Raw genomic sequence first — 22,240 nt, 5'->3', positions numbered from 1 at the left:
AAGGGGAATAAGAATGAGAAAACTCAGCAGATTCACCATCCTGTCAATCACCACCGCAAGCCTTGTGTCACAGGCCCTTGCAGCCTCTGCCGCCGAACTGAACATCCTGACCTGGGAGGGATATACGGCGGAGAAATTCATTTCGAAGTTCGAAGCCGCTTCGGGCTGCAAGGTGACGGCCTCCTATGTCGGCTCGAACGACGATTTCGCCGCCAAGCTCGCAGCCGGCGGCGGTGTCTACGACATCATTACCCCCTCGCTCGACACCGTGCCGATGATGCGGCTCGCCGGCTTCGTCCAGCCGATCGATACTGCCAAGGTTGAGAGCCACGATGGCATCTACCCGGAATTCTCCAAGTCCGGTGATGTCGTGGCTGACGACGCGACCTGGGCTGTTCCGCTGGTATGGGGCTCCGTCTCGCTGATCTATCGCCCGGACAAGTTCGCCGGCACACCCGATTCCATCGGAGTCCTCTTCGATCCGGCCAACAAGGGCAAGATCTCGATGTGGGACGACAAGTCGGCGATCTACTGGACCGCCCGCTATCTCGGCTACAACAACGTCTTCGACCTGACCGACGAGGAGCTGGAAGCCGTCAAGGCCAAGCTCATCGAACAGAAGCCGCTGGTGCGCAAATACTGGGCCTCGGCCGGTGAACTGACCGAGCTGATGGCAAACCAGGAAGTCTTCGTTTCCAACGCCTGGACCGGTCTGACCAGCAAGGACGTCAACAACCTGAAGAAGGGCTTCGAGGTCGTCGAATTCACGCCGAAGGAAAAGGCCGAGGGCTGGATGGATTCGATGATGCTGGTGAAGGACACTCCCAACGAAGACTGCGCCTACAAGTTCATGTCCTTCATGGAATCGGCTGACGGCCAGTGCGGCATTGCCGAATCCACTGGCTACTTCCCGGTTAATCCGAAGACCGTTGCCGGTTGCATGGACGAGCAGATGAAGAAGGACCGGCAGGTCGACAACGTCGAGTTCGTGAAGAGCCTCGTCATGTGGCAGCAGCCGAAGCACCTCGACAAGTATCTGGAAGTCTGGAACGCGGTGAAGGCCGCCCCCTGATCCTTGCCAGCGGAGATGCCCCCGGCCTTCTGGCGGGGCATCTCCCACAAGACAAAAAGCCAACACACGCGGGGAACGCATGACTTCCAATCCCATAGTGGCGCTCTCCGGCGTCACGAAGACCTATGGAATTTTCACGGCGCTGCACGCCATCGACCTCGATATCGCCGAAGGAGAATTCGTCACGTTGCTCGGTCCCTCCGGCTGCGGCAAGACGACGACACTGAGGCTGATCGGAGGCTTCGAGCAGGCAAGCACCGGCCGTGTTTCCATCGATGGCGCCGATGTCACCGCCAGCCCGCCTTATCGCCGGCCGGTCAACACGGTTTTTCAGGACTACGCGCTCTTTCCCCATATGACCGTCACCGAGAACATCGGCTACGGGCTCAGCGTGAAATCGAACAACTTGCCGAAATCCGAACGCGACAAGCGCGTGGCTGACGCACTTGCCATGGTCGGTCTCGAGGGCATGGCGCGCCGTCGCCCGGGCGAGCTTTCCGGCGGCCAGCGCCAGCGCGTCGCCATGGCCCGTGCGATTGTCCGGCGACCGCGGGTTCTCCTGCTGGACGAACCGCTATCAGCCCTCGACGTCAAGCTGCGCGAGGGCATGCAGGTGGAACTGAAACGCCTGCATCGGGAACTCGGCATCACCTTCGTGATGGTCACCCACGACCAGACCGAAGCGCTGGCGCTCTCCGACCGGATTGTGGTGATGAACCAGGGGCGCATCGCCCAGATCGGCTCTCCCACCGAACTCTATGACAAGCCCGCAAATCCCTACGTCGCCGATTTCATCGGGGCGACGAACCTCATCGATGCCGAGATCGCCGGTCGGGAGAACGGTGCGATCACCTTCCGTCTCGCCAATGGCACGATGCTTCGCGCGAGCCGTGACGGTTCCTCCAGCGCCGGGAAGGCGACCATCGGCATCCGTCCCGAGCGGCTTCAGACCAGGCCCGGTGAAGGCCTCAATGTCCTCGACTGCACCGTGCTGGAAAGCCTGTTCCATGGCGACCGGCTACGCGTTGAACTAGGCATTTACGGGAGCGACAAACCGCTCTTTGCGGAACTGCCACGCATGGAGGTCCCGATGGACCTCTCCCCTGGCAAGACGGCGACATTCTATGTCGATCCGGCGGACGTGATGGTCTTCGAGGGAGGGGCTGCCTGATGATGATCACACATCGGACATTTCCGGGCTTCGCCGCTCTCTTCTCGCTGCCGCTGGCCTGGGTCCTGCTGCTCCTGATCGTGCCCTATGGCATCATGATCTCGGTCAGCTTCTGGACACGCCAGTTTCCGCTTTTCTATCCCGACTTCCAGTTTGGCAATTACGCCCAGATCTTTTCCGATCCGCAGTATACGACCGTCATCCTGCGGACGCTGAAAATCGCGCTGATCGTTACCGTCTGCGCCCTGCTGCTCGGTTATCCGCTTGCCTATTTCCTTGTGTTCACCGTCCGCTCGGCGACCCTGCGCAATGCGCTCTACATGCTGGTGATCGTGCCGCTCTGGGTGTCCTATCTGCTGCGTGCCTACACCTGGAAGATCATTCTCGGCACGGATGGCGCCCTCAACTCGCTTCTGGTTTCGACCGGCATCGTCGATGCCCCGCTCGATATCTTTCTTTACAACCAGACCGCCATGGTCATCACCTTGGTCTACATCTTCGTGCCGTTCATGGTGATGCCGCTTTTCACGGTGCTGGACAATATTCCACACCGGTTGATCGAGGCCTCGGAAGATCTCGGCGTCGGCCCCTTCATGACTTTCTGGAAGGTGATCTTCCCGCTCTCGCTGGGTGGGGTGATCGCCGGCTCGACCATGACCTTTTGCCTTTCGTTCGGTGATTTCGTTGCCCCGGTTCTCGTCGGCGGACCGGATGGCACCATGGTCGCCAACCTCCTGCAGACGCAGTTCGGCGCGGCGCTCAACTGGCCGCTTGGCTCCGCGCTCGCGACGCTCGTCCTGATCCTGGTGCTCGTGCTTCTGCAGATTTCGACGCGGCTCGACCGAGCCGGCCATATTGACCTGACGTGAGGAGAAAACCATGCATTCTCTGAGATGGTGGCAAAAGGGCATGGTCGGCGTCAGCCTCGGCGTGCTCGCCTTTCTCTACCTGCCGATCGTCATACTGGTGATTTTCTCCTTCAACGACAGCAAGGTGACGTCCTTCCCCCTCGCGGGCTTCACACTGCACTGGTACGAGGCGTTTCTGGCAAACGCCCAGATACTGCGAGCGTTGTGGAACAGCCTTGTCGTCGCGCTTTTCGCAACCGCGCTTAGCGTCGCCATCGGCGTGACGGCAGCGCTAGCGCTCGACCGGTATGAGTTTCCCGGAAAACGCCTGTTCCAGAATGCCATCCTGTTACCGCTCAGCCTGCCGGGCATCGTTACCGGCATCGCGATGCTCAACTTCTACAAGCAGATCGGCATTCCGCAGAGCCTGACGGCCGTGGTCATCGGTCATGCCACGGCACTCCTCGGCGTCGTCGTTTCACAGGTGATGGCGCGGCTTGCCAAGATCAATCGCCGCCAGCTCGAGGCATCAGCCGACCTCGGTGCAACCCCGGTCGAAACCTTCCGCCGGGTGACGCTGCCGGCGATCCGCAGCGCTATCATGGGTTCGGCCCTCCTCTGCTTCACGCTGTCCTTCGACGAAATTCCCGTCACCTACTTCCTGACGGGCCGTGAAGTGACCCTGCCGATCTACATCTATTCCACGCTCCGGCGCGGCATCACGCCGGAGATCAACGCAATCGGCACGGTCATCGTCGCCGCGTCCTTCATCCTCATCATCCTCTCGGTCACGCTGCTGCGCGAACGCGATCAATCATAGTCCATCCAAAGGGAGAAACAGCATGGATGCATCGACCTACACCCACGACTTCTGGCGGGGCAAAGCCTCTGCGCTGAAGTTCCGCACGCAGCATTTCATCGACGGAACCTACGTACCGTCTGCCGACGGACGCACCTTCCCGAGCATAAATCCGGCGACCGGCGAAACCATCATCGAGGTTGCCCGCGGTGGCGAAACGGAGGTCAACCGTGCGGTTGCGGTCGCCCGCAAGGCGTTCAAGTCGGGCTCGTGGTCGCGCATGGATCCGCGCGCGCGCATGGCGGTGCTTGAGAAGTTCTCGGCTCTCATCGAAGCCAATGCCGAGGAATTCGCCGTGCTGGATAGCCTCGATATGGGCAAGCCGGTGATGGACATGATGAACATCGACATTCCCGGCTCTGTCACCAGCCTGAAATTCTTCGCGGAAACCATCGACAAGATCGAAGGCGCCGTCACCAGCACCGCCGCCAATGCCCTGCACTATATTCTGCGTCAGCCGCTCGGCGTCGTCGGCATCATCGTACCGTGGAACTATCCGCTGATGATGGCCGCCTGGAAGCTCGGCCCAGCGCTTGCGACCGGCAATTCCGTGGTGCTGAAGCCGGCCGAGCAATCGCCGCTTTCGGCCAATCTTCTCGCCGAGCTTTTCATAGAAGCGGGCGGCCCCGCGGGTGTCCTCAATGTCGTCCATGGCCTCGGCGAAGAGGTGGGCAAGGCGCTGGCGCTGCACAACGACGTCGACAAGATCGGCTTCACCGGCTCGACCGAAGTCGGCAAACTGCTGATGATCTATGCCGGCCAGTCCAACATGAAGCGTGTGACGACCGAATGCGGCGGCAAGACCCCGCAGATCATTCTCGGCGACTACGACGACCTCGATACTGCCGTCACCTATGCTGTCAACGGCATCTACGGCAACCAGGGTGAGGTCTGCAACGCCGGCTCCCGCATCCTGGTCGACAAGCGCATTCATGATGATTTCGTCGAGCGCTTTGCCTCCCGGACGAAGGAAAACTTCGTGCTCGGCGATCCGCTCGATCCGTCGACGACGATCGGCCCGCTCGTTACCTCATCACATCAGAAGCGTGTGCTGAACTATATCGACATCGGCCGCAAGGAAGGCGCCTCGCTCAGGTTCGGCGGCGGCACCTTAACATCAGCCCCTGCCGGCGCCTATGTCGAGCCCACCCTGTTCACCGGCGTCAACAACACGATGCAGATCGCCCGGGAAGAGATCTTCGGCCCCGTGGCAGCCGTTATCCCCGTCGATGGCGTCGAGGATGCAATCGAGATCGCCAATGACTCGATCTATGGCCTCGCTGCCTCGATCTGGACACGTGACATCTCCAAGGCGCACATCTTCGCGCGCGATATCGAAGCCGGCGTCGTCTGGGTCAATTGCTTCGACCATGGCGACATGACCTCGATCTGGGGCGGCTACAAGCAGACCGGCAACGGACGTGACAAATGCCTGGAAGCCCTGACCCAATATACCCAGACGAAGTCGGTGTGGGTCAATCTCGGCTGAACGCCCCAAGCTCGTTCGCCGTGGCACCGAAGCAATGGCTTTGGTGCCACGGCAGTCCTTGTTGTCAGTGATTTAGTCTTGTCTTGATCCACTCCTGCCGGCGCGTGGATCGCGGAAAGGTTAGCCGGAGACCTGCTCGGTGAGCCGCTTCAACAGCGTGGCGCGGCTTGCGATAACCTTGGAGACCGCGCCCAGCACCGCATGTTCGGTCCCCTCGTGCGCCAAGTCGGTGATAAGGGCATCCGCTTGCTTCTCGATCGTCTCGGCCATATCGGCTATGTCGCGGATAAGGAAACGCTGCGCCGCCCTTGTTTCCGGGACCAGGGTCATCCAGTGCGTCAGCTGGATCGTATCGGGTACGTTGCGCCCACCAATAGCCATTGCGAGTTTCTTCGACAGGCGTGGATACACAGCGGTGCAGAGCACATCGTAAAGCGGAGCGAGATCCGGCGTCTCGGAGCCGTAGAGCAGCGCATAGTTCTTTCCGTGAGCATCGGCATTTCCCACAAGGTAGTGGAAAATCAGCATCCGAATGAACCGCAGCCGATCAACTACGGGTCTTGCGCAGGCCCGATCCAGGAGGTGAAGGGATCTCTCCGTGCCCGGCCCGCCTTCGGATTCATATTTCAGCTCCGGAGGCACGCTGAGCGCCTGGCAGAAATCCTCCTGATGCAGGCGTTCTATCGCACCATTGGCGCTCCTCTTCCGGTCGTAACGTTCCACCAGAAGAAAGGCCAGCGCGCCGCTTCGGCGCATCTCCACATGGGGTACCGGCAGTCCGAGACGGGCTGCAAGCCGCATGCAGAAGAGCTCATTCTCGACCGTGCCTTCCAGCGCCGGGATGACGGGCTTCAGGATATGCGTGGTTGGTCGACCACCTTTCGCCAGGGCGATGAAGGGACCATCGACGATAACAGCCAGCTTGTCCTGAGCACCGGCGAGCGACAGGCGAATGCCCTCCTCTCCGCCAAGCAATGGACGAGAGCGCAGCTTGCCGAGGATTTCGTCCAATCGTTCCGGGCTGAGAACTTCGCTTTCGGAATCCTCGGCGGGCTCGGGAGCCCTGCCCGCCGGATAGAGGGACAAGGCTCCGGCGCATTCCCCACCAATCACTTCCAGCAGGCCAAAGGCGTTGCCCGTCGAAAGGCCAAGCGCCCCGGCCAGACGTTGCCGAGCGCCTTCGTCCGGCAGAAGTCCGGAGAAGAATGGACGCACCAGCTGGTCTCCGAACGGCTCCTCCCGCAACGGCATCGAAAAGGAAATCGCACGGGATTGCGCTTGTCCGAGATAAGCGCCGTCATAGGCAAAGGTCAGCACGCCGTCTTCAAGCTGGCTAAGCACGCCCGCCTTGGTTTCCCGAAAATATACATCGAGAAGGCGCGTCACGACGCCAAGTTCCGGCGACTGCCAACCGAAAGGAAAAGGCCAAGGCCGGCGGTGACCTGAAGCGCGCGTCCGATCTGACAGCTTTCCTTGCCAGCTTCCAGCTCACGCAGGAAGCGAACGCCGACGCCCGTCAGGCCCGCGAGTTGTTCCTGCGTCAATCCCTGTTGTTTGCGTTCCCGGCGGATCAGCAGGCCGAGGCTCTTGGTATCTGTAATCATATGCATAATCACCCCTATCGGGATGATCATACCTGCATATCCTTTAGAAAGGAAACAAAAGAACCGATCGGGACGATTTTCTCATTTAAAGCTTTCGCGTTACAAAAATCGAACCGATCGGGACGAAAAAGTCTTTCAACGGAATATGCCCGCCATCGTTTCAACCTAGGTCGGAAGACTCCAGCAACGGTCATGACAAGTGTATTAAACATAGAGGCGGCGGCGACCCCAATCGAGGCCACCGCGCAGTGATCAGTTATGCCGCAGCGCGCTTGCGCTGTTCGTTGACCTGGTTGTCCACGCCATCGATCAGAGCGGTGAGGTGGACGTTGAACACGATTTCGGCGAATGGACCATTCAGGCCATTGGCGTGGATGCTCGTCTCATCGGTCCGCTCGATGACCGAGGGAACCAGACCGTCACGGGTTGCATAGGCGAAGTCGTCGTTGATCAGCGGATCGCCTTCGATGTTGATCTGGGTCGTCAGCTTGCGGTGACCATCGGCGCTGATGAAGAAGTGGATATGCGCGGGACGCTGGCCATGGCGACCAAGGGCCGAAAGCAGCTTTTCGGTCGGGCTTCCCGGCGGCACACCGTAACCGCTCGGCAGAATGCTCCGGAACTTGTAACAGCCCTTGTCGTCCGCAATGATCGTGCGGCGCATGTTGAATGGGGCCTGCTTGCCGGTCGGATCGAAGTGGGAATAGAAACCGCGCGTGTCGCAGTGCCAGACCTCGACCTGTGCCCCCGGCAACGGGTTGCCGTCAGAGCCATAAACCGTGCCATGCATGATCAGCGTATGGCCGTCTTCGTCCGAGCCATCATCGAGACGGGCAAACCCTTGAGAAACCGGGGCACCAGCCACGTAGAGCGGGCCTTCGATGGTACGCGGGGTCGGATTGTCGATGCCGAGCGATGCGTCGATTGCATCGAGACGTTCATCAAGGAAGTGGTCAAGACCGAGACCCGGCGAAATCAGGCCGGCCTGTCCGGCTGCACCCAGTTCGTTGAGCCAGGCAATGCCGGTCCAGTATTCATCGGGCGTAATATTCAGGTCGTCGATGGCCTTGAACAGGTCCGACATGATCCGGTGGATGATCTCTTTCATGCGCGGATTGCCGCCGTCATTGTCGAGACCGCTCAGGACCTTCAGAAATGCCTGGATGTCCGGCCTGTCGAAAATCGTAACGCTCATGTTAACTCCTCCTCTTGGATTACCTTGGAAAAAGATGCAGGTCCCGTCCTCTCGGGGTCATTGCCGGCGATGACGTCACGTGTCGGCGTCGCGGATCGAGGACGGATGCCGCAACAGCGGTGAAACCTCGATGTGCATGAACTTGAACAGCGGCAGGCCGGACAGGATCTCATGCAGTTCCGCATTGTCCTTCACGTCAAACACGCTGTAGTTCGCGTATTCACCTGCGATGCGCCAGATGTGTCGCCACTTGCCGCTACGCTGGAGTTCCTGCGAATAGGCCTTTTCCCGGGCAAGGATCTCGGTCGCTTCTGCAGGGGGCAGATCGTAGGGAATGTTCACATCCATCCGTACGTGGAAAAGCATGGTCTAGATCCTCACTCGGCGATATTAATGGTCTTGCGCAGCCCGTTGCGGGCGAAAAACGAGACACGGTCCTCGTCCAGCTCGATCCCGAGACCCGGTCCGTCCGGAATGGTCAGCTCGAAATCGCTGTAATCGAGAGGTTCACGCAGGATCTCTTCGGTCAGGAGCAACGGCCCGAACAGCTCCGTGCCCCATTTCAGATTGGCGAACGTCGAAAAGACATGCGCCGAAGCAATCGTCCCGACCGCGCCCTCCAACATCGTTCCACCATAAAGGTCGATCCCGGCCGCATCGCCGATCGCGGCGACCCGCTGCGCATTGTAGAGACCACCGGACTGCTCGATCTTGACGGCGAAGACATCCGCACCGCTGTTCTTCGCGATCTCGAAGGCGGATTCCGGCCCGGTCAGCGATTCATCGGCCATGAGCGCAATCGGGAAACGGCGCATCAGGCGTGCGAGCGCCGACGTCGAGGCGACGGGCTGTTCCACCAGTTCGCACCCCGCATCAGCGAGCGCCGCCATGCCCCAGGCAGCCTCTGTCTCGCTCCAGGCCATGTTGACGTCGACACGGACCGCGCCGCGCTCACCCAACGCCTGCTTGATCGCGGCAACATGGGCGATATCTTCCCTGATATCCTTCGCACCGATCTTCAGCTTGAAGATGCGATGCCGGCGCAGGTCGAGCATCTTTTCGGCCTCGGCGATATCCTTGGCGGTATCGCCGGAGGCAAGTGTCCAGGCGACCGGCAGGCGATCGCGACGACGCCCCCCCAGGAGTTCGCTGACCGGCAGACCGAGACGCTTGCCATGGGCGTCGAGAAGTGCTGTCTCAATGGCGCTCTTGGAGAAGCGGTTCTCCTTCACCATCTTGCCGATGCGCGCCATCATCGCCTGTATGCGGGTTGCGCTCTGCCCAATCATCACCGGTGTGAAATAGGTGTCGATGGCCAGCTTCATGCTTTCCGGGCTTTCGCCGCCGTAAGCGAGGCCACCAATCGTCGTGCCTTCGCCGATACCGGTGACGCCATCGCTGCAATGGACCTTCACCAGCATCAACGTCTGCCCGTTCATCGTGGCCACGGAAAGCTTGTGCGGGCGGATGGTCGGCAGATCGACCAGCACGGTCTCGATCCGCTCGATAACGGGAACGACGGTCGCGGTCGGCGCAAGTGGTGCAAAGGTCCTGTTCATGGCCGTAACTTGCGACAAGGGCAATTTGGCGTCCAACATCATTTGCGTTGGAAATCATACCTTTTGGATATAGTGTCGAAAATAATCAGCGAAAATATAGCGCTTTCGCACCGCAACATATTCTGAACGATGGAATTATCCGTCTGCAGGATAGAGGGAACCGGATGGATCTTCGGCAGCTTCGCTATTTCGTGGCCGTGGCGCGCGAACGAAATTTCACCCGGGCAGCGCAAATATTGAATATCGCCCAACCGCCACTCAGCCGGCAAATCCAGTTGCTCGAGGAGGAACTGGGCGTGCCTCTCATCATCCGCAAGAGCCGGCCAGTGAAACTGACCGACGCCGGACGCCTGCTTTATGAACAGGCGTTACAAGTGCTCGGCCGGGTGGAGCAGATGCGCGATGCGACGCGCCGCGTCGGGCTGAACCAGAACAGCGTGTTATCGATCGGTTTCGTCGCCTCGACGCTTTACGGCGGGCTGCCTTCACTCGTCCGCAAACTGCGCCAGCGCGCGCCGGAACTGGATATCCAGCTATTGGAGCTGGTCTCGATTCAACAGATCCCCGCCTTGAAGGAAGGACGCATAGATATCGGCTTTGGGCGATTGCGGCACAGCGACCCGAGCGTCACAGGCATCGTTCTGCGCGAGGAGCGTCTGGTCGTGGCCACACCCAGAAACTCCATACTTGCCGAATCGGACGCTCCCCTGCCCGTCTCCGGACTGGCCGGACAAAGGGTCATCGTCTACCCGAAGGAGCCGCGGCCAAGCTATGCCGATCATGTCCTCGGCCTGCTGCATGGCCATGACGTCCGTCCGACCGGGGTTCAGGAGGTGCGGGAAATCCAGACAGCTCTCGGGCTGGTCGCGGCGGAGACCGGCATATGCATCATCCCCGCCTCGGCTCGCCAGATGCGCTCGGATGTTCACTACCGGCTTCTGGAGGGAGAGGATGCGACATCCCCGGTTATCCTCAACCACCGGGTTGGCGACAGTTCACCTTATATCGAGTTGATCAAAGACCTCATTCGGGAGATGCATGAAGAAGAAACGCTCTGACTTCGTTTCCGTTGTGCGCTCCGGTGTCGTCGTTTGGTGAACTGCCCGGTAAACCCGGCTAGGCAACCGCTCGCGCAAGAAGCTCGTAGTTCCTCAGTCGCAATTCTGGCTGATCGAGAAAATCCTGCACCATGAACTCATCGACGCCCGTTTCGGCGGCCATGCGGGTGATGACCTGCCGTACGCGTTCGGGCGTACCGATTACGTAGTCGGGCCAGTCCGTTTCCTCCGCCGGAAGATGCCCTCCGAGAATGACCTCCGCCTCTTCCGGGCTCGGCAGCGTGTCGAGAAAGATGCCCTCCTCGCGGCGGAGCTTGAAGACGGCGCGCACGGGCATGGCCAGACGCTCTGCCTCTTCCTGGGTTTCGCCGATAATGACGCGCAAGGCGATGAGAACCTGCGGTTCGGCAATGCCGGCCCTCCACGACGAAGGCCTGAAATGCTCGCGATAGGCTGCAATCGCCCCCGGCGCATTGGCCGGAACGTGAAAGGCGCTGCAGGCAAGAGCCAGTCCATGCCGGGCGGCGCGGACCGCACTTCCTTCCGTCGCGGCAAGTATCCATGGCAGGGGCCCGGCGGGCTCGTCCGCCATGATCGAGAGACCATGGAACGGCGAGCTTTCGGGCAGGTCGTTGCCGAGCCAGCCGACGAACTCGCCGACCTGCTCCTCATGATCGTCGGGCGTTTCAACGGAACGGATGCGCCTCAGCGCCGTATCCGCCTTGACGCCTGCAGTGGCGCGGCCGACTCCCACATCGATCCGGCCGGGAAAAAGCGCGTTCAGCGTGCGCATCGCTTCCGCCGCCTTGTAGGGGCTGTAATGATTGAGCAGCACCCCGCCCGCGCCGATGCGAATGGTCTTCGTCGCGCCGGCAAGCGCTGCGACGAAGACCTCCGGCGCCGGGTTAGCCTCGAACCGGATACCGTGGTGCTCCACCACCCAGTAACGCTCGAAGCCCAGCCTTTCGGCGGCCTGCGCCAGCGCTATGGAACTCTGCAATGCCCCTAAGGAGGTCTGGTCCTTCGGGATCTGGACGGGATCGAGTATCGAAAGCTTCATCGGTGTTCGCCGGTCTTCAAAAGAGGAAGGAGGCCGGGGCGAAAACCCCGGCCGATTGATTACTTCACTTCGAATACGGAGGGCGCCACGAGATCAGCCTTGATGTTGATGGCCTTGTCCTTCTGCAGCATCTCGGCCCCGATCATGAAGTCCTGGTCCGCGGTGAGGTTGGCGATATCGTCGTCGGTCATCACCGGCGTGAAATCGTAAAGCGGCATCTGCGCGCGGGCGTCTTCGACCGAAATCTTCTGTTCCTTGGCTGCAATGGCGAGTGCTTCTTCCGGATTTTCCTTCATGAAGGCGAGCGCCTTGTGGTGGGCGTCGAAATAGGCCCGCACCAGATCGGGATGCTCGTTCAGGAAAGCGGTGCGGGCAGCGATGACGGTGGTCGGCTTGATCAAGCCCTCACCGCTCGTCAACGGCTTGCCGCCGGCCTTTTCGACGGCAACGGCATTGGCGCCTGCAAGCGTCGCGACATCGACCTGGCCGCTGAGAAGCGCTGCACGGGCCGTCGGCAGGTCCATGTTGATGTATTCGACATCCTTCAGCGAAAGACCCTGGCTGGCAAGCGCGGCCACCAGAAGCTGGTTCAGCACCGTACCCTTGGGGCCGGCGATCTTCTTGCCCTTGAGATCGGCGAGTGCTGCGGGGCCGTCGGCGCGGGTCATCAGGAAGTAGGCCTTGGGCGAGCGGGCATAGGCGGCGATGATCTTAAGGTCCACTCCGTTCGCCTTGGCGAGAATGGCGGAGGTGCCGCCAAGAACGCTGGCGATATCGATTTCACCGGCAGCAATGGCCTGGGTCTGCTGAGCACCGGAGGTGATCTCGGGGCTCTCGACCTTGATGCCCTTGGCGGCGAAAGCCTCGTCCAGGTACCCCTTTTCGCGCATCACGATGGATGGGACGTTGAAGGGCGAAGCGACATAGGTGATGCGAACGCTCGACGGCTGATCGGCGGCGAGCGCCGGCGCGGCCAGCAGCGAGGCGGCGATGACAAGATTGCGGAACAGCCTCACGATTTTCTCCTCAATAGGGTTGGTTGAAATTCAGTCCGGTTGAGCCGGTGAAAGAAGGCGGGCGAGGATCGCCCGGCGACAGAGGGCCTCATCCACCCCTGTTGGATCTCGGGGATAGGCGATATCGATGGCCTGACGGCCAACGATACGACCTGCAGAAAGCTCGATGACCGTTTCACCGAGCATGACCGCCTCCTCGACATCATGCGTCACGAAGACAATCGTCGGTTTTCTCGCCTGCCACAGTGAAACCAGTTCGTTCTGCATACTGCGACGGGTGAAGGCGTCGAGTGCAGCAAAGGGTTCGTCCATCAGAAGAAGATCAGGTTCCATGACCAGCGCACGGGCGAGCGCCACGCGCTGTGCCATGCCGCCGGAAAGCTGCGAGGGCATGGCGCGGCGGAAACCGGCAAGCCCCGTCACCTCCAGAATGGCCGAGACCCTTTCCTCGATCGACCTGCGGTCGAGACGGTTTCTGAGGCCCAAGGCGATGTTCGCGGAAACATCGAGCCACGGCATGAGCCGAGCTTCCTGAAAGACGACGCCGATCCTCGGAGCCTTACCATCATGCCGGATTTCACCGGTGTTCGGCGAACCGAGACCTGCCATGATGCGAAGCAACGTCGTCTTTCCGCAACCGCTGCGGCCGACGATGGCGGTAAAGCTCCCCCGCTCAAGTGTCAGGTCGATAGCGGAGAGGGCAGAGACCCTGCGTCCGGCGACATCGTAGTGCTTGCCGATGTTGGAAAGCTCAAGCACGGGCCATCTCCAGATCGGATGCGAGCCATGGCGCCAGACGCGAGCAGAGGCGTTTCAACACGAAGTCCGTTGCAAGGCCGATGACACCGATAACAAGGATGCCGGCAAGGACGATATCCGTGCGCGCAAGATCCTGCGCATCTGTGATCAGGTATCCAAGACCGGCCGACGAAGCGATGAGTTCAGCCCCGACCAGTGCCCGCCAGCTGTATCCGAGGCTGATCCGCAACCCGATGACCAGAGCCGGCAAAGCAGACGGCATGACGATGCGATGAACGATCTCCCATTGCCCTAAGCCGCAGACCTTGCCAACCTCTATGAGCTTGCGGTCCACCTGCGCGATCCCGCCGCGCATGCCGAGAAACACCGGAAAGAAGCAGGCGAGTATGATGATCCCGATTTTCTGTGCCTCGCCGATACCGAGCCAGAGCATCAGAAGCGGCATCAGTGCCAGCGGCGGAATCTGCCGCAAGAACTCGAGAAGAGGCTCGACGAATGTCCGGAATGGACCGCTGATAGAAAACAGGATCGCAAGCGGAATGGCGATGGAAACGGCAAGCGCATAGCCGATACCAACGCGACCGGCGCTGGCGAGTGTATGCCGCAGAAGCTCTCCTGACGACCATAATTCCGCGAGCGCCCGCCAGACTGTCAGTGGCGACGGCAGCAGAAAGGCATTGACCAGCCCGGCAGACGTCACGATCCACCAGACCGCGGTGCAGCAGGCAAAGGCAAGAAGCGTTATGGACAAACGATAAAAAACGGACATCAGACAAATGGTTCGTAAGCGACGCCTACTCGTCTAAATCATAAACTTCACTTTTCAAGTCATCTTTTGTCGCAGATGTTTTTTGATCGGGTGACGACACGGCATCATTCCACCCGCATCCCGGAGAAGAGGCGCGTTGTTATGGAGAGACGGCCTGGATACGCAGTGCGGACTGCGATCCGGCGAGGCATGCACAACCGGGACGACGGCCCGCATTCGTTGCAGGAGACGTTCCATGGACTCGCAGAATGCACGGCGGAAGGAGCCCATCCCTCGCCTTTCGCGACGAGGAACGCGAGGGATCGAGCGGGCGTCACCTTGCCTTGGCTTAGAGACCGGTTCGCGCCAAATGCTCGAAAAGCCGCGCGACGGCTTCCGCCCCGGGATCGGCGTGCCCTTCAAGTTGTCTGGCGTTGATATAGGCGGCACGGCCAGCATTGGCCTTGAGCAGGGTCGCCGTCTTGTCGGCGCCAGCGCGAGCCGCGCTTGCGGCTGCGGCGATACTCTCCGCAAAGGCGTCCAGAGCCGGCGCCAACGCATCGACCATGGTGCGGTCGCCAACACGGGCGCCACCGATTTCCTGCATTCGGGCGAGCCCGGCCTTCAACGCCTCGCGCATGGGAAGACCGCTCGAAGCGCCATCCCCGGCGGCGGTGAAGAAGATCGCCAGCAATACACCCGACGAGCCGCCCATGGTCTGGCTGAGTTCAAGCCCGATAGCCCGCAACAACTGCGTGTGATCGGAAAGCGGCAGCCGGTCCAGAGCGTTGATCAAGGCTCTCGCCGCTCCCGCCAGTGTCGAGCCGGTATCGCCATCGCCTGATTTGGCGTCGAGGGCATTCAGGTCCTGCTCGGCGGCGATGAGGACATTACAGCAATCGATGAGGAAAGCGCGCGTCGCCTTGTGATCTGACGGCAATGGAGTAATCGGCGTAAGACCATCCGGCAATGCGATGACGCTGATCGGCCTCACCACCGTCAGGCCGGGCCAGGCGCTAAGGTCGACAGGCTGGGTCAGGGCTTCGAGATCCGCCGCCTCGGCAGCATAGAGCGAAATGGAAAAGCCGCGCATATCAAGCGAGGTCATCATCGATGCGGGACCGACAATGTGAGAGATCCTCCCACCGATCGCGGACTTCGCCAGTTCATGGGCCAGGACAGACATCTCCAGCACCGAAGTGCCGCCGAGATTGTTGATCAGCGCCACATGCGGCCGATCGCCGATCACCGCCGCAAGCTTGGTCGCTACAGCGGCCATGGCGGATTGCGCGCCGGAGAAATCCACCTGCTCGACACCCGCCTCGCCATGAATGCCAAGACCGAGCTCGGCAAGGCCCGGAGGAATGCGGTCCTCCTTGGGTGAGCCCGGAACCGTACAGGTATCGAGCGACATGCCGATGCTCTTCGTTCCGGCGATCACCCGTCTGGCCGCCGCCGTCACCGTGTCGAGGTCCGCGCCATTTTCCGCATAGGCGCCGGCCACCTTGTGCACGAAGAGGGTGCCCGCCACGCCCCGGGCCTGCGGCAGATCGGGAAGAGCAATGTCGTCATCCACGATCACCATCGAGACGTTGAGGCCGAAGGCGCGTGCCCGTTCGGCGGCAAGGCCGAAGTTCAGGCGGTCGCCGGTATAGTTCTTGACGATCAGCAGGCAACCAGCCGGTCCAGTAACCGCAAGGATGCCGGCAAGCACAGCATCGACGCTTGGCGACGCGAAGACATCACCGCAGACGGCCGCCGTCAGCATGCCTTTCCCGACAAAGCCGGCATGCGCGGGTTCGTGGCCGGAGCCTCCGCCGGAAACCAGCGCCACTTTGGACTTGTCCCAATCGCTGCGAACGACCACCCGGATATGCGGATAGCCGTCGAGGCGCGCCAACGCCGAGCGGGACGTGGCGAGCAGGCCATCGATGGCCTCGGTTACGACATCTTCTCTTCGGTTGATGAATTGTGCCATTGGAGTTTCCTTAAGCGAGACGCATGCCTTCGGCATCGAAGTAGAGCGGTTTGTTCGGTTCGATTTTCACGATATCGCCGCTACGCAACGCCGTATGCGCATCGGTGACGGTCACGATCTGATGGTTGCGGAACGAGAGATGCAAACGCGTCTGGTCGCCCAGATGCTCGACGCGCGTTACCAGGCTTTCCTCGCCGCTGCCCTGACGGATATGTTCCGGCCGCAGCCCGATATTGCGGGCACGCGGCGGGGCGCCGGCAAAGATATCCGCCGGCAGGATATTGATCCGCGGCAGGCCAAGCCGGGCGGCGGCATAGATGCTGACGGGGTTCTCATAAACCTCGCGCGGAGACCCGAACTGGACCAGACGGCCCTGCTGCAACACGCCGACATGGGTCGCCATGGTCATCGCCTCGATCTGGTCATGGGTCACATAGAGCAGCGTCGCACCGGACCCGGCCTGAATGCTCTTGAGCTCGATCCGCAAGTCAGCCCTAAGCTTTGCGTCGAGAGAGGAAAGCGGCTCGTCCATGAGATAGATCTGAGGGCTTCGCACCAGCGCACGCCCTATCGAAACGCGCTGCATCTCGCCGCCGGAAAGCGCCGTTGCCTTGTTCTCGAGCTTGTGCGCGATCTGCAGCACCTCGGCGATGGCCTTCACCTTGCGGTCGATCTCGGCGCGCGGCGTCGACAGCAACGGCGATTTCAGCGGAAATTCGAGATTTTCCCGCACCGTGAGGTGTGGATAGAGCGAGTATTGCTGGAAGACCATGGCGACGTTGCGCTGGGCGGGCGTCAGCCCCCTCATCGGCGTGCCGCCAATGAAAATCTCGCCGCCATCGGGCTGGTCGAGACCGGAGATCATTCGAAGCGTGGTGGTCTTGCCTGCCCCGGTGGGACCAAGCAACACCACGAAGGAGCCGTCGGGAACGGTCATCGAGACATCGTCCAGGGCGACGTGATCCGAAAACCGCTTGGTTACATTCTGAAGGACGACTTCAGCCATGATGCAGCACTCCCTCATTCCCCGCCGAGAGCAGTGCGTGGCCGCGCTCCTGCGAAAAGACGGTCAAGGTGTGGCTGGCAAAATCCAGACCAACCGTCTCTCCGGGATTGATCTTTTCCGCCGAGGAAACACGAGCCTTGATCGACCCGTTCGGCGTTGAAAGCGTGACGATCTGTGTCGTGCCGAGGTATTCAGTGGCGACGACCCTTCCACGATAGGCAGACCCGTCGGAAAAATGGATGTTTTCCGGGCGGACACCGAGGGTCAGCGCACCCTGTGCTCCCTGCCGCGAGACGGGAACCTTTATCCTCGTCCCAGCGAGTTCGACGCTGTCGCCGCCGATGCCGATCATGCCTTCGAAATCGAGGAAATTCATCGGCGGCGAACCGATGAACTTGGCGACGAACTTGGTCGCCGGCCAGTCGTAGATCTGTTGCGGCTTGCCGAATTGTTCAACCACGCCATGGTTCATGACAACGATCTTGTCGCCCATCTGCATGGCTTCCAGCTGATCATGGGTGACATAGACGGTGGTGGCGCCCATGCGATCGTGCAGGGCACGCAGTTCCTCCGCCATGTGCTCGCGAAACTCCGCATCGAGCGCGCCGAGCGGCTCATCCATGAAGAAGGCCTTGGGCCTCCGCACGATAGCGCGGCCGAGCGCCACGCGCTGGCGGTCACCGCCGGAGAGACCACCGACCGGCTTGTCGAGGATGTCTTCGATCCGCAGGATGCGCGCGACTTCCTCCACGCGGCTCTTCACCTCGGCCTTGGGCACGCCCTGGCTGAGCAAGGGATAGGAAATGTTCCGGCGCACATTCATATGCGGATAGAGGGCGAACATCTGGAACACGAAGGCAATGTCGCGCTGGCTGGCGGGCTTCATGCCCACCTCCTCGCCATCGATGAAGATCTCTCCCGAGGTCGGCAGTTCAAGTCCCGCCATCATCCGCAGGGTCGTGGTCTTGCCGCAGCCCGAGGGGCCAAGCAGCATGAAGAACTCACCGTCCTCGATGGTGAAGCTCGATGACTGAACCGCGGTGAAGGCGCCGAATTCCTTGCGCACGTTCTCAATTCTGATCTGCGCCATGGATTACTCCGGAAAATGACTGACGACGATGAACAGCACGGTGCCGATCAGCGTGACGAGAAAGGAATAGGAGAACATCCAGAGGGCAAACGGCTGCATCAGCATGACGACTCCGAGCGCGATCAGGGTCGAGGCGACCATTTCCCACTCACTGCGCCTGAAGCGGCCAAGTCTGTTGAAAAATCTGATCATTTCCGAACGGCTCCGAAAGTGATGCCCCGCAGGAGATGCTTGCGCAAGACAATGGTGAAGACGACCACCGGCACCAGGAACAGGGTGGCCCCGGCGGCAACCGCTGGCCAGTCCTGGCCGGCAACGCCGATGATGGTCGGAATGAAGGGCGGTGCGGTCTGCGCCGTGCCCGAAGTCAGGAGAACCGCGAAGGCGTATTCGTTCCACGCGAAGATCAGGCAGAAGATCGCAGTCGACGCGATGCCGGTTACGGCCTGTGGCAGCACCACCTTGTAGAAGGCCTGAAACCGCGTGTAGCCGTCGATCAGCGCCGCCTCCTCATACTCGATCGGGATCTCGTCGATGAAACCCTTGAGCAGCCAGACGGAAAGCGACAGGTTCACCGCCGTATAGAGCAGGATCATGCCGGCATGGGTATCGCTCAGGCCGAGCGACCGGAACATCAGGAAGATCGGGATCGCCACCGCAATCGGCGGCATCATGCGGGTGGAAAGGATGAAGAACAGCAGGTCGTCCTTCAACGGCACCTTGAAGCGTGAGAAGGCATAGGCGGCGCCTGTTCCGAGCACGATGCAAAGGAATGTCGAGCCGAAGCCGATGATCACCGAATTGGTGAAACGTTCTCCGAAACGCGAGGGGCCGGCAATGACGAGGCCGTCCTTACGCACCAGCCGTTCATACCATGTCTTCGGCTCGCCCAGCGCCTGCAAGTCCGCTTCGGATACTCGCGTGCGGGTGGTAAAGAGGTTCACATAGCCTTCGAGTGTCGGCTCGAACAGCACCTTCGGCGGATAGGCAATGGCATCCGATGGCGATTTGAACCCGGTGGCGATGATCCACACGAGCGGCATCAGGGTGATGACCGCATAGACGATCACCAGGGAGCCCGCGAACCATTTCTGGCGGGCGGAGGGTTCGGTGACGGAAAAGCTGCTCATCTCTGCTTTACCTTGTTCAAGGCTTTGACATAGATCGACGCGAGGCCGAAGACGGTGACGAAGAGAATGACTGCATAGGCCGAGGCATAGCCGGTGCGCCATTTTTCAAAGGCTTCGCGCTTCAGGTTGATCGAGGTGAGTTCCGTGATCGAGCCCGGCCCGCCGCCGGTCAGTTGCACCACGAGATCGAACATCTTGAAGTTCTCGATGCCGCGGAACAGGATCGCCAGCATCAGGAAGGGCAGAACCAGCGGAATGGTGATGGTCCAGAACTGCCGCCATTTGCTGGCCCGGTCGCATTCCGCCGCTTCGTAGATGCTGGCCGGAATGGAGCGAAGGCCGGCGAGGCAGATCAGCATCACGAAAGGCGTCCACATCCATGTGTCGACGATGATGATGGCCCAGGGCGCGAGCGACACGTCGCCGATCATCGAGAAGCTCGAGGGATCCGCGCCGGTGAGAAAGCCCACCGCATAATTGAACAGGCCGATCTGCGGCTGGTAGAGGAAGGTCCAGAAATTGCCGACCACCGCAGGGCTCAGCATCATCGGCAGCACGATGATCGTGGTCCACAGATCGTTGCCGCGAAACTTCTTGTTGATGAGATAGGCGAGCGAGAAGCCGATCAGCACCTGCAGCACGATGGTCCAGATGAGGAAATGCGCCGTCGCCTGCATGGTCAGCCAGATATCGCCGTCCGTCAGTATGCGCTGGTAGTTCCTGAGGCCGATGAATTCGACCGCCTCGTTCGGCCGGTTCACGCGGAAGTTCGTGAAGCTCAGCCGCACCGTCCAGATCAACGGAAAGATGTTGACGGCGAGCAGGAGAAGGATTGACGGCGTGACGAACAGCCAGGCGATGGCGCGATCGGAAAGACCGCCAACGCGCTTGGCCAATACGGGCGGCGTGGCCCGTGCAATCCGATCCATTGGCGTATCGGTCATGACAACCCCCTATTGATAGGCGCTATGCGCGACAGGGCCGGACCGGAAATCCGGCCCTGTCGCAGACTGAATCCGCTGGGAGGCGGCGCGGGTCAGTGTCAGTACTTGCCTTCGTCTTCGAAGATCTCGGTCCAGTCCTTGACCAGTCCGTCAAGCGCTTCCTTCGAAGTGCCCTTGCCGGCCACCACATAGTCGTGGAAGCGCTTCTGGGATGCCTGCAGCAGCGAGGCATAGGAAGGCTCGGCCCAGAAATCCTTCACGATTGCCATGGAGTCGAGGAAGGTCTGGGCATAGGGCTGGCTCTTGGCAAAGCCCGGATCCTCGACCACCGACCGGAGCGCCGAATAACCGCCGAGCGACCACCACTTGTTCTGGATCTCGGGCTGCGCGAACCACTTGATATATTCAAGCGCCGCAGCCTGCTTGGCGGAAGATGCAACGACCGAAATGCCCTGACCGCCGAGCTGGGCAAACTGCTTGCCACCGGGACCGGCCGGATTGGCGAAATAGCCCGACTTGTCGCCGCCGACCTTGGCATCGGCGTTGATGCCCGGCCAGATGAAGGCGAAGTTCATCTGCAATGCGACCTGGCCCGACTTATAGGCATCGACGTCCTCGGACATGTAGGCGTCGGAATGGCCCGGAGGCACGCAGCAGTCGTAGAGCGCCTTGTAGTATTCGAGACCGGCCACGGATTCGGGCGAATTGACGAAGCCTTCCAGTTCATAAGGCTTCTTCGGGTTCTCATACTGGAAGCCGAAGGAATAGAGCACGTCCATCGCGCCCATGGTGATGCCTTCCGAGCCGCGCTCGGTATAGATCGCGGCGCCATAGACCGTCGTGCCGTCGATGTTGCGGCCCTGGAAGAACTCGGCGATGTCCTTCAGCTCGGCGAACGTCTTGGGCACGGCGAGGTCGCGGCCGTATTTCTTCTTGAACTCATCCTGCAGTTCGGGACGGGAGAACCAGTCCTTGCGGTAGGTCCAGCCGACGACATCGCCGAAGGCCGGCAACGCCCAGTAATTCGGCGTACCCTTCGGCCACTCCGCATAACCCGTCACGGTGGCCGGAATGAAATCGGCCATCGAGATTTTCTCCTTCTCGAAGAAATCGTTCAGCTTCACATATTGCCCATTTTCAGCCGCGCCGCCGATCCACTGGCTGTCGCCGATCATCAGATCGCACAGCTTGCCGCCGGAATTCAGCTCATTGAGCATGCGGTCGGCGAAATTCGGCCACGGCACGAATTCGAACTTCATCTTGTGGCCGGATTTGGCCTCGAAGTCCTTGCTGAGTTCGACAAGCGCATTGGCGGGGTCCCATGCGGCCCAGCAAAGCGTCAGATCGTCGGCATGGGCAGATGTCGTGCTAAGCATGCCCGCGCCGACAAGGGTCGCCGCCGCTGCCACGGAATTCAAAAGAATCGATTTCATGTTCAAACCTCCCTGTCCCGACCTCCATCGGGATAACAAACGCCCCCTCCAGGGCTGGACGGCAAGACGGCAGTCCTCTGTGTGACAATCTCCTCCTGCCACAACGGCAGGCTTCCCAGGAAGCCATGGCAAGGCTTCGTCCTGACGTTGTGAAAACTGTAATTGAGGTGCGCACCTCAATGCAAGGGAATTTTGAGGTGCGCACCTCAATTTCTTGCTTT

General features: G+C 60.6%; 22 protein-coding genes. 6 read left to right on the top strand and 16 right to left on the bottom strand.

Translation table 11 applies throughout. The features are described 5' to 3' along the window. Positions 1–13: 13 nt before the first annotated feature. From NBH21_RS23130 to NBH21_RS23110, 5 genes are all read left to right on the top strand, one after another. Positions 14–1,072, top strand: a complete 1,059-nt coding sequence (locus tag NBH21_RS23130; protein WP_250913160.1) for an ABC transporter substrate-binding protein — start codon at positions 14–16, stop codon at positions 1,070–1,072. Positions 1,073–1,151: 79 nt separating this feature from the next. After that, positions 1,152–2,243, top strand: a complete 1,092-nt coding sequence (locus tag NBH21_RS23125; RefSeq protein ID WP_250913159.1) for an ABC transporter ATP-binding protein — start codon at positions 1,152–1,154, stop codon at positions 2,241–2,243. Next, the gene (locus tag NBH21_RS23120; protein ID WP_250913158.1) at positions 2,243–3,112 is read left to right on the top strand and encodes an ABC transporter permease; all 870 of its coding nucleotides are present in this window, start codon (positions 2,243–2,245) and stop codon (positions 3,110–3,112) included. The genes NBH21_RS23125 and NBH21_RS23120 overlap by 1 nt, the downstream gene beginning before the upstream one ends. 10 nt (positions 3,113–3,122) lie before the next feature. Next, positions 3,123–3,911, top strand: a complete 789-nt coding sequence (locus tag NBH21_RS23115; RefSeq protein ID WP_250913157.1) for an ABC transporter permease — start codon at positions 3,123–3,125, stop codon at positions 3,909–3,911. Between the two features lie 22 nt (positions 3,912–3,933). Continuing rightward, positions 3,934–5,439: an aldehyde dehydrogenase gene (locus NBH21_RS23110; RefSeq protein ID WP_250913156.1), complete on the top strand. Its 1,506-nt coding sequence runs from the start codon at positions 3,934–3,936 to the stop codon at positions 5,437–5,439. Positions 5,440–5,559: 120 nt separating this feature from the next. Here NBH21_RS23110 and NBH21_RS23105 read toward each other — a convergent pair whose 3' ends face one another. The 5 genes from NBH21_RS23105 to NBH21_RS23085 form a co-directional block, all read right to left on the bottom strand. Beyond that, positions 5,560–6,825, bottom strand: coding sequence for a type II toxin-antitoxin system HipA family toxin (locus NBH21_RS23105; protein WP_250913155.1), 1,266 nt, complete (start codon positions 6,823–6,825; stop codon positions 5,560–5,562). Further along, positions 6,822–7,049, bottom strand: a complete 228-nt coding sequence (locus NBH21_RS23100) for a helix-turn-helix domain-containing protein (RefSeq protein ID WP_250913154.1) — start codon at positions 7,047–7,049, stop codon at positions 6,822–6,824. Before NBH21_RS23100 ends, NBH21_RS23105 begins: the two co-directional genes overlap by 4 nt. A gap of 250 nt (positions 7,050–7,299) precedes the next feature. Further along, the gene (catA, locus tag NBH21_RS23095) at positions 7,300–8,238 is read right to left on the bottom strand and encodes a catechol 1,2-dioxygenase (RefSeq protein ID WP_250913153.1); all 939 of its coding nucleotides are present in this window, start codon (positions 8,236–8,238) and stop codon (positions 7,300–7,302) included. A 75-nt stretch (positions 8,239–8,313) separates the two neighbouring features. Continuing rightward, positions 8,314–8,604, bottom strand: coding sequence for a muconolactone Delta-isomerase (gene catC / locus NBH21_RS23090; protein WP_250913152.1), 291 nt, complete (start codon positions 8,602–8,604; stop codon positions 8,314–8,316). An 11-nt stretch (positions 8,605–8,615) separates the two neighbouring features. Continuing rightward, entirely contained in the window at positions 8,616–9,797 is a 1,182-nt protein-coding gene (locus tag NBH21_RS23085; protein WP_250913151.1) for a muconate/chloromuconate family cycloisomerase, read from the bottom strand. Positions 9,798–9,961: 164 nt separating this feature from the next. Between NBH21_RS23085 and NBH21_RS23080 the strand changes: the two genes are divergently transcribed. Further along, a complete protein-coding gene (locus NBH21_RS23080) occupies positions 9,962–10,855 on the top strand; it encodes a LysR family transcriptional regulator (protein ID WP_099060397.1) in 894 nt (297 codons plus the stop codon). A gap of 58 nt (positions 10,856–10,913) precedes the next feature. Here NBH21_RS23080 and NBH21_RS23075 read toward each other — a convergent pair whose 3' ends face one another. The 11 genes from NBH21_RS23075 to NBH21_RS23025 form a co-directional block, all read right to left on the bottom strand. After that, on the bottom strand, positions 10,914–11,915 hold the full coding sequence (locus tag NBH21_RS23075) for an MsnO8 family LLM class oxidoreductase (protein ID WP_250913150.1): 1,002 nt from the start codon (positions 11,913–11,915) through the stop codon (positions 10,914–10,916). A gap of 59 nt (positions 11,916–11,974) precedes the next feature. Then, positions 11,975–12,931: an ABC transporter substrate-binding protein gene (locus NBH21_RS23070; protein ID WP_250913149.1), complete on the bottom strand. Its 957-nt coding sequence runs from the start codon at positions 12,929–12,931 to the stop codon at positions 11,975–11,977. A gap of 30 nt (positions 12,932–12,961) precedes the next feature. After that, positions 12,962–13,690, bottom strand: a complete 729-nt coding sequence (locus NBH21_RS23065; protein WP_250913148.1) for an ABC transporter ATP-binding protein — start codon at positions 13,688–13,690, stop codon at positions 12,962–12,964. After that, positions 13,683–14,459, bottom strand: a complete 777-nt coding sequence (locus NBH21_RS23060; protein ID WP_250913147.1) for an ABC transporter permease — start codon at positions 14,457–14,459, stop codon at positions 13,683–13,685. The genes NBH21_RS23065 and NBH21_RS23060 overlap by 8 nt, the downstream gene beginning before the upstream one ends. Positions 14,460–14,787: 328 nt before the next feature. After that, complete coding sequence (locus NBH21_RS23055) at positions 14,788–16,416, bottom strand: dihydroxyacetone kinase subunit DhaK (RefSeq protein WP_250913146.1); 1,629 nt, start codon at positions 16,414–16,416, stop codon at positions 14,788–14,790. A gap of 10 nt (positions 16,417–16,426) precedes the next feature. Continuing rightward, positions 16,427–17,422 carry an ABC transporter ATP-binding protein gene (locus NBH21_RS23050; protein WP_250913145.1) on the bottom strand — a complete coding sequence of 332 codons (996 nt, stop codon included), beginning with the start codon at positions 17,420–17,422 and terminating at the stop codon, positions 16,427–16,429. Then, entirely contained in the window at positions 17,415–18,512 is a 1,098-nt protein-coding gene (locus NBH21_RS23045; protein WP_250913144.1) for an ABC transporter ATP-binding protein, read from the bottom strand. The genes NBH21_RS23050 and NBH21_RS23045 overlap by 8 nt, the downstream gene beginning before the upstream one ends. Before the next feature lie 3 nt (positions 18,513–18,515). Then, the gene (locus NBH21_RS23040) at positions 18,516–18,704 is read right to left on the bottom strand and encodes a hypothetical protein (protein ID WP_250913143.1); all 189 of its coding nucleotides are present in this window, start codon (positions 18,702–18,704) and stop codon (positions 18,516–18,518) included. Further along, positions 18,701–19,642 (bottom strand): carbohydrate ABC transporter permease, encoded by a 942-nt coding sequence (locus NBH21_RS23035; RefSeq protein WP_250913142.1) that lies wholly within the window; start codon positions 19,640–19,642, stop codon positions 18,701–18,703. The genes NBH21_RS23040 and NBH21_RS23035 overlap by 4 nt, the downstream gene beginning before the upstream one ends. Then, positions 19,639–20,586 carry a carbohydrate ABC transporter permease gene (locus NBH21_RS23030; protein ID WP_250913141.1) on the bottom strand — a complete coding sequence of 316 codons (948 nt, stop codon included), beginning with the start codon at positions 20,584–20,586 and terminating at the stop codon, positions 19,639–19,641. The genes NBH21_RS23035 and NBH21_RS23030 overlap by 4 nt, the downstream gene beginning before the upstream one ends. A 98-nt stretch (positions 20,587–20,684) precedes the next feature. Beyond that, complete coding sequence (locus NBH21_RS23025) at positions 20,685–21,962, bottom strand: ABC transporter substrate-binding protein (RefSeq protein ID WP_425340470.1); 1,278 nt, start codon at positions 21,960–21,962, stop codon at positions 20,685–20,687. Positions 21,963–22,240 lie beyond the last annotated feature (278 nt).

The organism is Ciceribacter sichuanensis (assembly GCF_024055605.1).
In the GTDB taxonomy this organism is placed as follows: domain Bacteria; phylum Pseudomonadota; class Alphaproteobacteria; order Rhizobiales; family Rhizobiaceae; genus Allorhizobium; species Allorhizobium sichuanense.
The sequence above is the reverse complement of the archived record's forward strand: the minus strand, read 5'-3'. Positions and strand labels throughout refer to the sequence as shown.

Excerpts from the sequence above, each read along its gene's own strand:
- NBH21_RS23130 (WP_250913160.1), top strand. The coding sequence starts at position 14 with ATGAGAAAACTCAGCAGATTCACCATCCTGTCAATCACCACCGCAAGC.
- NBH21_RS23125 (WP_250913159.1), top strand. The coding sequence starts at position 1,152 with ATGACTTCCAATCCCATAGTGGCGCTCTCCGGCGTCACGAAGACCTAT.
- NBH21_RS23120 (WP_250913158.1), top strand. The coding sequence starts at position 2,243 with ATGATGATCACACATCGGACATTTCCGGGCTTCGCCGCTCTCTTCTCG.
- NBH21_RS23115 (WP_250913157.1), top strand. The coding sequence starts at position 3,123 with ATGCATTCTCTGAGATGGTGGCAAAAGGGCATGGTCGGCGTCAGCCTC.
- NBH21_RS23110 (WP_250913156.1), top strand. The coding sequence starts at position 3,934 with ATGGATGCATCGACCTACACCCACGACTTCTGGCGGGGCAAAGCCTCT.
- NBH21_RS23100 (WP_250913154.1), bottom strand. The coding sequence starts at position 7,049 with ATGCATATGATTACAGATACCAAGAGCCTCGGCCTGCTGATCCGCCGG.
- catA (WP_250913153.1), bottom strand. The coding sequence starts at position 8,238 with ATGAGCGTTACGATTTTCGACAGGCCGGACATCCAGGCATTTCTGAAG.
- catC (WP_250913152.1), bottom strand. The coding sequence starts at position 8,604 with ATGCTTTTCCACGTACGGATGGATGTGAACATTCCCTACGATCTGCCC.
- NBH21_RS23085 (WP_250913151.1), bottom strand. The coding sequence starts at position 9,797 with ATGAACAGGACCTTTGCACCACTTGCGCCGACCGCGACCGTCGTTCCC.
- NBH21_RS23080 (WP_099060397.1), top strand. The coding sequence starts at position 9,962 with ATGGATCTTCGGCAGCTTCGCTATTTCGTGGCCGTGGCGCGCGAACGA.
- NBH21_RS23075 (WP_250913150.1), bottom strand. The coding sequence starts at position 11,915 with ATGAAGCTTTCGATACTCGATCCCGTCCAGATCCCGAAGGACCAGACC.
- NBH21_RS23060 (WP_250913147.1), bottom strand. The coding sequence starts at position 14,459 with ATGTCCGTTTTTTATCGTTTGTCCATAACGCTTCTTGCCTTTGCCTGC.
- NBH21_RS23055 (WP_250913146.1), bottom strand. The coding sequence starts at position 16,416 with ATGGCACAATTCATCAACCGAAGAGAAGATGTCGTAACCGAGGCCATC.
- NBH21_RS23050 (WP_250913145.1), bottom strand. The coding sequence starts at position 17,422 with ATGGCTGAAGTCGTCCTTCAGAATGTAACCAAGCGGTTTTCGGATCAC.
- NBH21_RS23045 (WP_250913144.1), bottom strand. The coding sequence starts at position 18,512 with ATGGCGCAGATCAGAATTGAGAACGTGCGCAAGGAATTCGGCGCCTTC.
- NBH21_RS23040 (WP_250913143.1), bottom strand. The coding sequence starts at position 18,704 with ATGATCAGATTTTTCAACAGACTTGGCCGCTTCAGGCGCAGTGAGTGG.
- NBH21_RS23035 (WP_250913142.1), bottom strand. The coding sequence starts at position 19,642 with ATGAGCAGCTTTTCCGTCACCGAACCCTCCGCCCGCCAGAAATGGTTC.
- NBH21_RS23030 (WP_250913141.1), bottom strand. The coding sequence starts at position 20,586 with ATGACCGATACGCCAATGGATCGGATTGCACGGGCCACGCCGCCCGTA.
- NBH21_RS23025 (WP_425340470.1), bottom strand. The coding sequence starts at position 21,962 with ATGCTTAGCACGACATCTGCCCATGCCGACGATCTGACGCTTTGCTGG.